This window comes from Luteimonas fraxinea (assembly GCF_021233355.1).
In the GTDB taxonomy this organism is placed as follows: Bacteria; Pseudomonadota; Gammaproteobacteria; order Xanthomonadales; family Xanthomonadaceae; genus Luteimonas; species Luteimonas fraxinea.
Map to the genome: position 1 here is coordinate 3,510,944 of NZ_CP089507.1, position 13,495 is coordinate 3,524,438.

The window sequence follows — 13,495 nt, forward strand, 5'->3', positions numbered from 1 at the left end:
ATGGCATTCACCGTCTATCCCGCGATCGACATCCGACACGGCCGCGTCGTGCGCCTGGCGCAAGGCGATTACGCGCAGGAGACCCGCTATGGCGACGATCCGCTGGTGCAGATCGAGGCCTATGCCGACGCCGGTGCGGAGTGGCTGCATCTGGTCGATCTCGATGCCGCGCGCGAAGGTGGTTACACGCTGGCGCCGCTACTGGCGCGCATCCGCGCCGATACCGGCCTGCGCGTGCAGACCGGCGGTGGCGTGCGCACCGAAGACGACGTGCGCCGCATCCTGGATGCAGGCGCCGAACGTGTCGTGGTCGGCTCGCTGGCGGTACGCGAGCCGGCGCAGGTGCTGGAGTGGATCGAGACCTTTGGCGCCGAGCGCATCACCGTCGCGCTCGACACCCGCCAGGGCCGCGATGGCGTCTGGCATCTGCCGGTACACGGCTGGACCGAGACCGCCGATGCCACGCTCGACGTGCTCGCGGTGCGCTATGCGCAGGGCGGCCTGCGCCATCTGCTGAGCACCGACATCGCCCGCGACGGCATGCTGTCGGGTCCCAATCTCGATCTCTATGCGCACCTCAAGGCGCTGGTGCCCACGCTCGACGTGCAGGCCTCCGGTGGTGTGCGCGAGCTCGCCGATGTGCGCGCGGCCAAGGCCCAGGGTTGCGGCGGCATCGTGCTCGGCCGTGCGCTGCTCGAAGGTCGTCTGGGCGTCGCCGAGGCGCTCGCATGCTGAGCCGCCGCATCATTCCCTGTCTCGACGTGCGCGAGGGGCGCGTGGTCAAGGGCGTGCGTTTCCGCGATCACGTCGACATGGGCGACATCGTCGATCTCGCGCTGCGCTATCGCGACGAGGGCGCCGACGAACTTGTGTTCTACGACATCTCGGCCAGCCCGCAGGGCCGCTCGGTCGATCGCGGCTGGGTGGAGCGCGTGTCGCGGCTGATCGACATTCCGTTCTGCGTCGCCGGCGGCATCCGCGACGTCGACACCGCACGCGCGGTGCTGCACGCCGGCGCCGACAAGATTTCGATCAATACACCTGCGCTGGAGCGTCCCGCGCTGATCTCCGAGCTCGCCGAAGCCTTCGGCGTGCAGTGCGTGGTCGTCGGCATCGATTCGATCCGCGAAACCGACGGCGAATGGCGCGTGCGCAGCTACACCGGTGATCCCGACCGCACCCGCGAACTGCCGATCCGCACGCTCGACTGGATCGCCGAGGCCGTGCGCCTGGGCGCAGGCGAGGTCGTCCTCAACTGCATGGACAACGACGGCGTGCGCACCGGCTACGACATCGCCCAGCTGCAGGCCGCGCGCGCGGTGTGTCCGGTGCCGCTGATTGCATCCGGAGGGGCGGGTGCATCCGTACACTTCGCCGCTGCCTTCATCGATGCCGATGTCGACGGCGCGCTCGCGGCCAGCGTGTTCCACAGCGGCCGCATCGCCATCCCCGCGCTCAAGCGCGAACTGGCCGATCAGGCCATCGACATCAGACTCCAATGACCGAACCGCAGGACGACACCCCCGCCATCGCCATCGCCCCCGACGTCGACACGCTCGACTGGTCCAAGGGCGACGGTCTGCTCCCCGCCGTCGTGCAGGACGCCGCCACGCTGCGCGTGCTGATGCTCGGCTACATGGATCGCGCCGCTTTCGCCGAAACCCTGCGCCGCGGTGAGGTCACCTTCTTCAGCCGCAGCAAGAACCGCCTGTGGACCAAGGGCGAACAGTCCGGGCACACGCTCGAGCTCGTCTCGATGGAAGCCGATTGCGATGCCGACACGCTGCTGGTGCTGGCCTCGCCGCGCGGTCCGACCTGCCATCTGCAGCGCCCGAGTTGTTTTCCGACCGCGCCGGCCGGCGTCCTCGCCGGACTCGACGCGCTGATCGAGACCCGCGAGCGCGAACGCCCCGAAGGCAGCTACACGACCCGCCTGTTCGAAGGCGGCGTGCGCCGCATCGCGCAGAAGGTCGGCGAGGAGGGCGTCGAAACCGCACTTGCCGCGCTGGTGCAGACCGACGACGAGCTGCTGGGCGAGGGCGCGGACCTGCTGTATCACCTGATCGTGCTGCTGCGCGCGCGCGGCCTGTCGCTGGCCGATGTCGAGCGGGTGCTGACGGCGCGGGGCAGCTGAGGGCGGGCGGGGCGCATCATCGCGGGATTCGTGTCTTCGATGACGGCGCCCGTGCCCACCGACCACCCCGTTGTCCTGACGCCCCATCGGAACGCACCGTGTGCCGCGATTGCCGGCGTTCGGTCGGTGCTAGCTGCGATCCGGCCATGACCGCCGACACCGCAAGCGCGACTTCGCCACACGGCTGGCCCGCGGATTTCCACGCCACCGATGTACGCGCCACGATGCTGTCCGACGGGGATGCGGATCTGTTCGTCGCCCTGTACGCCGATCCCGGGACGATGCGACATGTCGCGCCCGTGCTCGATCATCACGCCGCGACCCGGGCGTTCGCAGCGGCGCGGCGGCAGATGCAGGCCGCCCCGTCGGTCGCGCGTTACTGGCGGCTCGACACCGTTTCAGGCGCGCGAGGGCTGCTGTCCCTCGTGCCCGACGCTGATGGCCGCGCCGCAGAGACCGGCCTGCTGCTGCCCCCGGCAATGCAGGCGCAGGGCGTGGCCACCACCGCGCTCGGTCATCTGTGCGATGCCGTGCTCCGCGTCGGCGCATTCGATGCGCTGTGGACCCGGCATCGCGTCGGCCATGCGGCGGCAATGGGTCTGATGCAGCGCCTGGGCTTCGTGCCGGAAGCGCCCGCCGATGGCTGGCAGCGTTGGCGCCTCGATCGCCGGACCTGGCGCGCGCTTGTGGACGCACCGCCCGCCGACTAGATTCCGCGCTCGCACAGGGGAAATCGCGATGGAGAGCAAGGGCCGGCTGGCATGTGTCGGGGTCGGGATGATGCTCGGCGCGCATCTGGGTCCGCGCGCACGGCGCCACATCGAAACGGCCGACGTCGTGTTCGTCGCCGTGTCCGATCCGCTGGTCGAACTGTGGGTGCAGCGCATGAACCCCGCTGTCCGCAGCCTGCAGCCGTTCTACCGTGCAGGCCGCTCCCGGCACCGCAGCTACGCCGACATGGTCGCCGCGATAATGGCCGAGGTGCGCGCCGGCCACGACGTCTGCGGCGCGTTCTACGGCCATCCGGGCGTCTTCGCCCGGGTGCCGCACCAGGCGATTGCCGCCGCCCGGGCCGAGGGCTTCGAGGCCGTCATGGAGCCGGGGATTTCGGCAGAGGACTGTCTCTACGCGGATCTGGGTGTGGATCCCGGAGATGTCGGCTGCCAGCACTACGAGGCGAGCCAGTTCCTGTTCTATCGCCGGATCATCGATCCGTCCGCCTGGCTGGTGTTGTGGCAGGTCGGCGTGGCCGGAATCCGTGACACAGGCCGTTTCCAGAACACACGGGAGGAGCGGGCCATGCTCGTCCACCGGCTCGGCCGGGATTACCCGCCTGAACATGTTGTGACGCTCTACGAAGCTGCTACGCTTCCCACCGTGCGGCCGCGCGTCGAGCGGCTGCCGCTCGGGGAACTCGTGGATGCCAGGCTGCACCAGCACACCACGCTGGTGGTGCCGCCGGCTCGGGCGATGGAGCGGGAAGTGGGGATGGAATGCGAGCCGGTGCGTCCGGCCCGTGTTCCGCAAGCGGACGACTGAAACAGAACGCAGGGGAACTGCATGCTGGACGTTGTGGCGTTGCTGGAATCGGCGGGCGCGGGCACGGCTTTCGACCGTGTGGACGCCAACGTGGCCGATGCGGTGCAGGCGTTTCTGGCCGAAGGAGCCGACGTGCCCACGGTCGTCGCCTGCATGATCATGACCCCCGACGACGGGCAGAGCGAGCCGGCGCAGGACGAACCCGATCAGGACGATGACGGTGGCGATCAGGATGGGCAGGACAGGGATGCGCCGGGCGAACGCACCGTCTGACGTGCGGCCTGGCGTTGCGCGATCCCGACGATCGCGCGCGCGCTGGCTCAGCTGCGTGCTGCTGCTGGGGCTCGTATGTCCGACGCATGTGTTCGCGAGCGAGGCGCTCGATGCATTGATCGACGAGGCGACGACCCTGCGGACGTCGGACCCGAAGCGTGTCGACGCTTTGCTCGACCAGATGTCCGGCATGCTGGCCGGCGCCACGACAAGCCAGCGCGACCAGGTCCGCATCCTGCGCGCGCACCGGATGATGACGAGCGGCCAGTCCGCGCGCGCGATCGAAGAGCTGACGGACCTGCTGTCCTCGACGACCGATCCGGTCGCGCGTTTCGAGACCGCGTCGATGCTGGCGAACGTGTACGCGGTGCAGCGGCGGTTCGAGGATTCGCTGCGCATGCTCGAGACGATGCTGCCGATCGCCGAGCAGGTCGGCGATACCCAGCTTCGCCACCGCGGGCTCATGGTCGCGGCCATCGTCTACAACCAGGTCGGTGAGTTCCGCCTCGCGCGCCAGTACGCCGAGCGGGTGCTGCGCGACGATCCCGCAGGCCGCAATGCCTGCGCGGCGGGCGGCGTGATCCTGGAGGCCATGAACGGGATCGGCCAGCATTTCACCGACGGGTTCGGCCAGGAATCGCTGGCGCGCTGCGAATCGCAGGGCGAGCCGATCTTCTCCGGCTTCGTCCGTCTGCATATCGCGCGCCAGTGGGAAACGCAGGACCGGCAGGCGGAAGCGTTGCCGATGCTCAGTGGCGGCCTGGCCGATGTCGAACGCACCGGGTACCCCTTCCTGATCGCGCAGACCCGCGCCGCGCTCGCAGCGCTCGCGCAACACGCGGGACGACGGACGGCCGCACGCATGCATGCCGAGGCCGCGCTCGCGAACAGCCACGACGCCAACGCCACCGAGGCGCGCGTCACCGCGCACCGCGTCCAGTACGAACTCGCGATGGCGGATCACGATCCGGTCGCTGCGCTGGCCGCCTATCGGCTCTACACCGATGCCGAGCGCGCCCATTTCAACGACATCAAATCGCGCGAGATGGCCTACCAGGTCGTGCGTCACCAGTCGCTGCAGCAGGCGCAGCAGATCGAACTGCTGCACCAGAAGAACCAGCTGCTGGTGCTGCAGCAGAACGTCACCGAGCAGCGTGCGCGCAGCTGGCTGCTGCTCGCGCTGGTGCTGGTCGGACTGGTCGCCTCCGTGGGCTACTGGGCCTACAAGACCAAGCGCATGCAGCTCAGGCTCAAGCGCATGACCGAGACCGATGCGCTGACCGGCATCTTCAACCGGCAGCATTTTGCCGAACGTGCGACCGCGGCGCTGCTGCAATGCGAGCGCGACGGCCTGCCGGCGACGCTGGTGATGTTCGATCTTGACCACTTCAAACAGGTTAACGACCGGCACGGCCATGCCGCCGGCGACTGGGCACTGCGCCAGATCGCCGAAGCCGTGCAGCCGCTGTGTCGCGGAATGGACGCGTTCGGGCGGCTCGGCGGCGAAGAGTTCGCGATGCTGCTGCCGGGGCTGGACGCATCGGCGGCCGTGCGTCTGGCGGGCGATGCGCAGGCACGCTTCGCTGCGATCGATACCGCCGCGGCGGGTTACGGCTTCCGGCTCGCGGCGAGTTTCGGTGTCGCGGAAACCCGGCAGGGCGGCTATGCGCTGGCGACGTTGCTCAGTCACGCCGACCAGGCGATGTACGCCGCCAAGCGTGGCGGGCGCCGGCAGGTGCGTGTGTACGCGCCCGGCATCGACGATGCGAACGCGGTGGTGGAGACGATCGAACTGCTGCGCGAGATCGTGCGCGAGCCGGTCACGTTGGCGGACGTGCCGCCCCGCCGCGCGATTGCCTGATCGCGCGACGGATCGCCGGCCTCAGGCCGGGTCGCGGATCACCAGCAGGCGTTCCTCGGTCATGTCGCGGATCGCGTACTTCACGCCTTCGCGGCCGCAGCCCGAATCCTTGATGCCGCCGTAGGGCATGTTGTCGACGCGGAAGCTCGGCACGTCGCCGACCACTACGCCGCCGGCTTCGATCCTGTCCCACGCGCGCATCGCGTGGGACAGGTTGCCGGTGAACACGCCGGCCTGCAGGCCGAAGTCGCTGTCGTTCACCCGCGCGATCGCCTCGTCGAAACTGTCGACCGGTTCAAGCAACGCGACCGGGCCGAATACTTCCTTGCGCTCCAGGTCGGCGTCGCGCGGGACCTTCTCCAGCAGCGTCGCGGGAATGATGTTGCCCTCGCGCTTGCCGCCGGCAATGACCTTGGCGCCGGCCTTGCGTGCGGCGTCGATCCAGGACTCGATGCGGTCGGCCGCGTCGCTGTCGATCACCGGGCCGACGAACGTGTTCTCGTCGCGCGGATCGCCACTGCGCAGCGCGCTGATCGCCTTCTTGAGCTTGCGACGCAGCGCCTCGTGCACCGTGCGATGCGCGTAGATGCGCTGGACGCCAATGCAACTCTGGCCAGACTGGTAATAGGCGCCGAACACCAGACGTTCGACCACCTTGTCCAGCGGCAGGCCGGGATCCTCGTCGACGATGCAGGCCGCGTTGCCGCCGAGTTCCAGTACGACTTTCTTCTTGCCTGCGCGCGCCTTGAGGTCCCAGCCGATCAGGCCGCCGGTGAAGCTCAGCAGCGCGATGCGCTCGTCCTCGGTCAGCGCCGCTGCATCTTCATTGCTGCACGGGATCACCGAGAACGCGCCCTTGGGCAGATCGGTCTCGGCCAGGATCTCGCCGATGATCAGCGCGCCGACCGGCGTCTTCGCTGCCGGCTTGAGCACGAACGGACAACCCGCCGCGATCGCCGGTGCGACCTTGTGCGCGACCAGGTTCAAGGGGAAGTTGAACGGCGTGATGAAGCTGCACACGCCGATCGGCACGCGCTTGACCATGCCGCGATAGCCACGCGTGCGTTCCGAGATCTGCAGCTCGATGAACTCGCCTTCGCTGCGGGTGGCTTCGCCGGCCGCGATGCGGAAGGTGTCGATCAGGCGCGTGACTTCACCGCGCGCATCCTTGATCGGCTTGCCGGCCTCGATGCACAGCGCGAGCGCGAGTTCGTCGAAACGTTCCTCGAAGCGGCGCACGCAGTGTTCGAGCACGTCGCGACGCTTGTCCGGCGGGAAGTCGGCCATCGGTCCGCGCGCCTTGTGTGCGGCGACGATCGCCTTGCGGATCGCAGCGGCGTCGCCCATCGCGACGCGCGTGGCAACCTTACCGCTGTACTTGTCGCGCACCTCGAGATCGGTGTTCGCGGCAACTGCGGCGTTGGCGAGGTAGTAGGGGTAGCTGCGGGCAAGGCCGGTGGGCTTGCGGGCGGTCTTCTTCGTGGCCATGGGGCGCTCCGGAATCGGACGAAAGGAAAAACGCGGCGCGGATCAGTCGATCGCGGCGCTGCGCTCGGGAATTTCGGTGTTGAGCAGGGCGTCGTCGTCGCCGTAGTCGATGGCGAGATCGATCAGATCCACGCCCGGTGTGTCCAGCGCGGTGCGCAGGACGTCGGCGAAGGCCGCGGCGCTGTCCGGACGATGGCCGCGCGCGCCGTAGCTCTCTGCGTAGCGCACGAAATCAGGGTTGCCATAGTCCATGCCGTAGACGGGGTAATCCTCGTGCTGCTGCTTCCACTTGATCATGCCGTAGGCATCGTCGCGCAGCACGATGACCACGAGATCAAGCTTCAGACGCACTGCGGTTTCGAGCTCCTGCGAATTCATCATGAAACCGCCGTCGCCGCAGACCGCGACGATCTTGCGGTCCTCATGCACCAGCTTCGCGGCGATTGCTGACGGCAAGCCTGCGCCCATCGTCGCCAGCGCGTTGTCGAGCAGCAGGGTGTTCGGCGCACGGCAGCGGTCATTGCGCGCGAACCACAGCTTGTAGAGGCCGTTGTCGAGACAGACGATGTCATGCGGATCGAGCGCGTCGCGCAGCGTCTTGACCAGATGCGGGCCGTGCACGGGAAAGCGGTCGTCGGCGGCAAGCGCGGCGATGTTCTCGCACAGCGCCGTGCGCACCCGATCGAAGAACGCGAAGTCCCAATGCGCCTGCGGTGCATCCAGCGCTTCGGCGAGCTGCCAGACCGTGTTGGCGATGTCGCCAACGACCTCGATCTGCGGGAAATACACCTGGTCGACGACGGCGCTCTCGTAGTTCACGTGGATCACCGTGCGCCGGCCGCTGCGCATGAAGAACGGCGGCTTCTCGATGACGTCGTGACCGATGTTGACGATGCAGTCGGCCGCGTCGATCGCGCGGTGCACGAAATCCTTGTCCGACAGCGCGGCGGTACCGAGCCACAGCGGATGCGTTTCGTCGAGCACGCCCTTGCCCATCTGCGTGCTGAAGAACGGGATGCCGAGCCGGTCGACGAAGGCGCGCAGCATCTTCGCCGTGGTCTTGCGGTTGGCGCCCGCGCCGATCATCAGCAGCGGATGCTTGGCATTGCTGATGGCTTCCGCCGCGTGGGCGATCGCCTTGTGCTCGGCCAGTGGTCGGCGCGTATAGGGCGCGGGCAGGAGACGCGCATCGGTATCGTCGCCGGCGATGTCCTGTGGCAGTTCGAGATGGGTCGCGCCGGGACGTTCTTCTTCCGCACGCTGGAACGCATCGCGTACGCGCGCCGGAATGGCATCGGCGGACACCAGCTGATGCGTCGACTTGGTCAGCGGCCGCATCATGTCGACGACGTCGACGATCTGGAAATGGCCCTGCTTGCTGGTGCGGATCGGCTTCTGCCCGGTGATCATCAGCATCGGCATCGCGCCGAGCTGCGCATAGGCGGCCGGCGTGACGAGATTGGTCGCGCCGGGGCCGAGCGTCGACAGGCACACGCCGGCCTGACCGGTCAGGCGCCCGTAGGTCGCGGCCATGAAGCCGGCGGCCTGCTCGTGACGGGTGAGGACGAGCGCGATGTCGGACGCGCGCAGGGATTCGAGCAGGTCGAGGTTTTCCTCGCCGGGAATGCCGAAGACGTGGGTCACGCCCTCGGCTTCGAGCGCCTGGACGAACAGATCGGACGCCTTGGTCATCGTGCGGGAACTCCGTCGTGACGTGGGCGCCCAGCATGACAGCGGCGGCGTGAGCGGCGGGCGAGATGGGGCGGAACGCTGCGTCCGGTCCGCATGCAAGGCCAGCCGGGTCGCTGCGGCCGCGCAGGCACGTGATGCCCGGTCAGGACAGCGCCCGGATCAGGACTCCGATGACTCCACCCGCACGCGCAGGCTGCCATCCACCAGCCGCGCCTGCAGCGGCTCGCCCGGCGAGGCATCGAAGACGCTGCGAACGACGCCGCCGTCTTCGCGCTGCAGGATGCTGTAGCCGCGGGCGATCGTGGCCAATGGGCTCACCGCTTCCAGCGAACGGGCAAGTCCGCGCAGACGCAGTTGATCGCGTTCGAGATGACGGGCAAGTGCCGCACGCGGTCGCGGGCCGAGCGCAGCGAGGCGCTCACGCAGTTGCTGCAGACGACGCTTCGGAGTGCCCGCGCGCAATACCGCTTCCGCGTGGCGCAGCCGTGCGCCGCGCTGCTGCAGTTGCTGACGCATCGCCATCGACAGCCGCCGCAGCGCTTCGTCCTGACGCAGGCGCAGCGCATCCAGACGCGCCTGCGGGCGCTGGGCCTGCAGCCGAAGTGCTGCGCGGTCCAGACGCTGGAACCGCTGCTGCATCGCACGCAGATGCGTGTCGTCGACATGACGTTGCAGGCGACGCACACGCGTCGCGAGTTCGTTGCGGTCCGGGACCAGCAACTCCGCGGCCACCGAGGGTGTCGGCGCGCGCAGATCGGCGGCGAAGTCGGTCAGGCTGAAGTCGGTCTCATGGCCGATCGCCGACACCACGGGCACGGGCGAAGCGGCGACGGCACGCGCAAGCGCCTCGTCGTTGAACGCCCACAGGTCTTCCAGCGAACCGCCGCCACGCGCCAGCAGGATCACGTCGTAACGGCCGCTGGCACCGGCGCGCTCGAGCATCGCGCGGATCTTCGGCGGTGCATCGGTGCCCTGGACCGGCACCGGCAGCACGTCGACCTCGACCAGCGGCAGGCGCCGTGCGAGCACGCTCAACACGTCGCGCACCGCTGCGCCGGAGGGCGAGGTGATGACGCCGATCCGCCGCGGAAATGCGGGCAGGGCGCGTTTGCGCTCGGCATCGAACAGGCCTTCGGCCTGCAACCGGGCCTTCAGCACGTCGAACGCGCGACGCAGTGCGCCTTCGCCGGCTTCCTCCAGCGAATCGAGAATCAGCTGGTAGTCGCCGCGTGCCTCGTACAGCGTCACCCGACCGCGCGCGCGAACCAGCAGGCCTTCGCGCGGCACGAAGCGCAGGCCCTGGCTGCGCGAGCGGAACAGCGCGCAGCGCACCTGCGCGCGAGCATCCTTGAGCGTGAAATACAGATGCCCCGACGCCGGCCGCGACAGATTGCCGAGTTCGCCTTCGACGACGACGTTCGGAAACGTGTCTTCGAGCAGACCACGCGCCAGCGTGTTGAGCTGGGTGGGGGTGAGAACGTCGGACGGGGGGCTGTCTTGCATGGGGACAGGATACCGGTCGGATGTAAATGCGAGCTGGCGCGCGCTTGGACTGGAGCCCGGCGTGCGTGGTGCTCTCTGCATCGTCATCCCGGCAAAAGCCGGGATCCAGCGCCTTGTAACCCTCCAGCGGTCCGCAGCAATGCCGTAGATGCTTGAGCGCACAGTTGTTCAACGTGCGCTGCCCAGGAAGTCGCTGGATCCCGGCCGTCGCCGGGATGACGGCACAGATTGATGAAGCGATCTGGACGTGGGTAGGGCAGCGCAACCTCACTGCGACACCCGGTCGCATTGGCATCGCCGCCTCCACGCGGCCAGCATGGCGGTCGCTCGTGTCGCGCGACGGCCGGATATCGCGCGCTGCGATACTGCACGCCATCGGGCGCGATTCCGGCCCACCTGTCGACTCAAGGAGCACCGCGATGTCCGCACGCCGTCCGTTTTCCCTCGCCATCGGTCCCATCGCCGCCGGTCTGATCCTGGCGCTCGCGGGTTGCCAGCCCGCCGCGCCGGTTGCGTCGTCAGCGACGTCGCAGACGCCGGCCGCGAATGCTGCCGATGCCAGCGCCGGCATCGTCGTCAGCGAGGCGTGGATCCGCGAGACGCCACCGAACGCCGCCGTCGCCGGTGGCTACCTCACGCTGCGCAGCAGTGCAGCCGACCGGTTGCTCTCGGTCGACACGCCGGCGGCGGCCAGCGTCGAGATCCACGAGATGTCGCACGAGGGCGGCATGATGCGCATGCGCGAACTGGCCGACGGTGTCGAACTACCCGCGGGCGCCGAGGTCACGCTGAAGCCCGGTGGCAACCATCTGATGTTCATCGATCCGGTCGAGCCGGTGCGCGCCGGCCAGTCGATCGAGGCCAAGCTGCGCTTCGCCAATGCGCCGGAACAGGCCGTGACCTTCGAAGTGCGTCCGCTCGCAGGCGATGCGCCTGCGGCCGATCACACCGGCCACTGATCGACGGAGCGCATTCGCAGGATGGGTAGAGCGCAGCGAAACCCATCATTGCCATGCGTCGGTTCGCCGGGACAACTGGCGAGGTCCGCGTCCTATAGCGTGCGCAAACGGCAATCGACTGCGACCGCGATGGCTAGCTCGGCTTTACCAGTCGCCACCGCGCCCATCAGGACTGCAACGATGGGTTTCGCTGCGCTCTACCCATCCTACGTAGGGCTTTCAGCCGTCGGTCGGCGGACGGCGTTCCGGCCCGGGACGCTTGGCGAGCTTGCGCTGCAGCGAGCGGCGGTGCATGCCGAGCAGGCGCGCGGTCGCGGAGATGTTGCCGCCGGTTTCCGCCAGCGCCTGCTGGATGTGTTCCCACTCCAGTCGGTGCAGCGGAATCATCGTCGGGCTTTCGAGGGTGTCGTCCTCGTCGCGTTCGGGCAGCGGGGCGCCCGGCGCGGTGTCGGTCTCGGTATCGAGCAGGATGCGCTGCAGCGTGTCGGCCGAGACCGGTTTGGGCAGGTAGTCGTCGGCGCCGCGCTTGATCGCTTCCACCGCGGTCGCGATGCTCGCGTAGCCGGTGACCAGCAGGATGCGCATGTCGGCGCGGATCGCGCGCAGCGGTTCGATCAGCGACAGGCCCGAGGCATCCCCGAGCTTGAGATCGACCAGTGCGAAATCGGGCGCGATGCGCGTGGCGACCGCCAGCGCGGTGGCGGGATCGGCGGCGATCTCGCATTCGATGCCACGCCGCGTCAACGCGCGTCGCAGCGCGTCCAGGTACAGGATGTCGTCGTCGACCAGCAGGCCCTTCATCGCATCGTCTCCGTGTCGCGGTGGCTGTCGCCGGCGCCGACCGGCACGCGGAAATGCACGCGTGCGCCGCCGCCGTCGGCTTCCTCCATGTCCAGTTCGCCGCCCAGTTGTTCGATCGCCGCATGCGACAGAGCTAGGCCCACGCCGAGGCCGTCGGGCTTGCCGCTGCGAAACAGCACCGGCAGGAACGGCGCCTGCGCATCGAAGCCGGTGCCGTAGTCGCGGATTGCGCCATCGAGCACGCCGTCCTCGATCTGCAGGCGCAGGTCGACGCGGGTGCTGCCGTTGCCTTCGCTGGCGTCGGCGGCGTTGTTGAGCAGGGCGAGCAGCAGATGGCCGATCGTGCGGTCCACGCGTTCGTGCATGTCCACGTTGCCGCTGCGTTCGAGCACGATCGCCGGTCGCACCAGTTGCCAGTGTTCGAGCACGCGGCCGATGTCGACGCGCGTGCTCGCCGCGGGATCGGCAGGATCGGCCAGCGAACGCACGCGGTCGCGACAGGTATCGACCAGCCGGCGCAGCGTGGCCACGTCCTCGGCGCCGTCGCGGCCCATGGCGCTGGTATCGAGATCGTCGAGCAGCAGGGTCATCGTGCCGAGCGGCGTATTGAGTTCATGCGCGACCGAGGCCGCGTGCGTGGCCAGCGCGAGGATGCCCTCGTTGCGCACGAAGCGTTCGCGCAAGCTCGCCAGTTCCTGCTCGCGGCGGTCGCGTGCGGCGGCGAGGCGCAGCAGGAAGTACGAGACAAGCGCCATCGACAGGAAGAAGTTCACCGCCATGCCGGCCAGATGCAGGTCGAAATGGTCGTGCAGGTGCGGCAGCGGCTGGCCGAAGTTGACCGCCAGCATGTAGCCGGTCACGCAGGCCAGCGCGGCGGCGATCGCCCAGGCCTGCGGCAGCGCCATCGCGGTCAGTGCGATCGGCAGCAGGAACAGCGATGCGAAGGGATTGGCGATGCCGCCGGTCCAGGCCACCAGCCAGGCCAGCACGGCGGTATCGACCAGCACGTGCGCGAAGGCCTCGGCCGGCGCGGCGTCGCGGCTGTGCGCAAGGCGCAGGTGCACGACGACGTTGAACGCCGCCAGCATCAGCACCGGACCCCACAGCGGCCAGCGCGGCAGCGCCATGTCGAAGCTGTGCGTCGCCCAGAGGATCGTCAACGACTGCCCGCCCACCGCGAACCAGCGCAGGCTGTACAGGGTGCGGAGCAGGGCGGTGGCGGGCGGTTGCGGCTGCATCGCCGGC

13 protein-coding genes are annotated in these 13,495 nt (G+C 68.8%); 8 read left to right on the plus strand and 5 right to left on the minus strand.

Annotated elements, in window-relative coordinates:
• From hisA to LU699_RS15900, 7 genes are all read left to right on the plus strand, one after another.
• Positions 1–735 carry a 1-(5-phosphoribosyl)-5-[(5-phosphoribosylamino)methylideneamino]imidazole-4-carboxamide isomerase gene (gene hisA, locus LU699_RS15870; RefSeq protein ID WP_232135867.1) on the plus strand — a complete coding sequence of 245 codons (735 nt, stop codon included), beginning with the start codon at positions 1–3 and terminating at the stop codon, positions 733–735.
• Entirely contained in the window at positions 729–1,502 is a 774-nt protein-coding gene (gene hisF / locus LU699_RS15875; protein WP_232580276.1) for an imidazole glycerol phosphate synthase subunit HisF, read from the plus strand. Before hisA ends, hisF begins: the two co-directional genes overlap by 7 nt.
• Positions 1,499–2,134 carry a bifunctional phosphoribosyl-AMP cyclohydrolase/phosphoribosyl-ATP diphosphatase HisIE gene (gene hisIE / locus LU699_RS15880; protein WP_232135863.1) on the plus strand — a complete coding sequence of 212 codons (636 nt, stop codon included), beginning with the start codon at positions 1,499–1,501 and terminating at the stop codon, positions 2,132–2,134. The genes hisF and hisIE overlap by 4 nt, the downstream gene beginning before the upstream one ends.
• 146 nt (positions 2,135–2,280) lie before the next feature.
• Positions 2,281–2,844, plus strand: a complete 564-nt coding sequence (locus LU699_RS15885; protein ID WP_232135862.1) for a GNAT family N-acetyltransferase — start codon at positions 2,281–2,283, stop codon at positions 2,842–2,844.
• A gap of 28 nt (positions 2,845–2,872) precedes the next feature.
• On the plus strand, positions 2,873–3,673 hold the full coding sequence (locus LU699_RS15890) for an SAM-dependent methyltransferase (RefSeq protein ID WP_232580277.1): 801 nt from the start codon (positions 2,873–2,875) through the stop codon (positions 3,671–3,673).
• A gap of 21 nt (positions 3,674–3,694) precedes the next feature.
• Positions 3,695–3,946, plus strand: a complete 252-nt coding sequence (locus tag LU699_RS15895) for a hypothetical protein (RefSeq protein WP_232135860.1) — start codon at positions 3,695–3,697, stop codon at positions 3,944–3,946.
• Positions 3,947–4,001: 55 nt separating this feature from the next.
• Positions 4,002–5,807, plus strand: coding sequence for a sensor domain-containing diguanylate cyclase (locus tag LU699_RS15900; protein ID WP_232135859.1), 1,806 nt, complete (start codon positions 4,002–4,004; stop codon positions 5,805–5,807).
• A 21-nt stretch (positions 5,808–5,828) separates the two neighbouring features.
• Here LU699_RS15900 and LU699_RS15905 read toward each other — a convergent pair whose 3' ends face one another.
• From LU699_RS15905 to xseA, 3 genes are all read right to left on the minus strand, one after another.
• Positions 5,829–7,295 (minus strand): aldehyde dehydrogenase family protein, encoded by a 1,467-nt coding sequence (locus LU699_RS15905; RefSeq protein WP_232580278.1) that lies wholly within the window; start codon positions 7,293–7,295, stop codon positions 5,829–5,831.
• Positions 7,296–7,337: 42 nt separating this feature from the next.
• The gene (locus tag LU699_RS15910) at positions 7,338–8,987 is read right to left on the minus strand and encodes an acetolactate synthase large subunit (protein WP_232135857.1); all 1,650 of its coding nucleotides are present in this window, start codon (positions 8,985–8,987) and stop codon (positions 7,338–7,340) included.
• 159 nt (positions 8,988–9,146) lie between these two features.
• The gene (gene xseA, locus LU699_RS15915; RefSeq protein WP_232135856.1) at positions 9,147–10,490 is read right to left on the minus strand and encodes an exodeoxyribonuclease VII large subunit; all 1,344 of its coding nucleotides are present in this window, start codon (positions 10,488–10,490) and stop codon (positions 9,147–9,149) included.
• Between the two features lie 419 nt (positions 10,491–10,909).
• Here xseA and LU699_RS15920 point away from each other — a divergent pair, with 419 nt between their 5' ends.
• Positions 10,910–11,449 (plus strand): copper chaperone PCu(A)C, encoded by a 540-nt coding sequence (locus LU699_RS15920; protein ID WP_232135855.1) that lies wholly within the window; start codon positions 10,910–10,912, stop codon positions 11,447–11,449.
• Positions 11,450–11,668: 219 nt separating this feature from the next.
• On the opposite strand, the gene LU699_RS15925 is transcribed toward LU699_RS15920, so the two are convergent.
• Positions 11,669–12,250, minus strand: coding sequence for a response regulator transcription factor (locus tag LU699_RS15925; RefSeq protein WP_232135853.1), 582 nt, complete (start codon positions 12,248–12,250; stop codon positions 11,669–11,671).
• The gene (locus LU699_RS15930) at positions 12,247–13,488 is read right to left on the minus strand and encodes an ATP-binding protein (protein WP_232135850.1); all 1,242 of its coding nucleotides are present in this window, start codon (positions 13,486–13,488) and stop codon (positions 12,247–12,249) included. Before LU699_RS15930 ends, LU699_RS15925 begins: the two co-directional genes overlap by 4 nt.
• Positions 13,489–13,495: the final 7 nt, after the last annotated feature.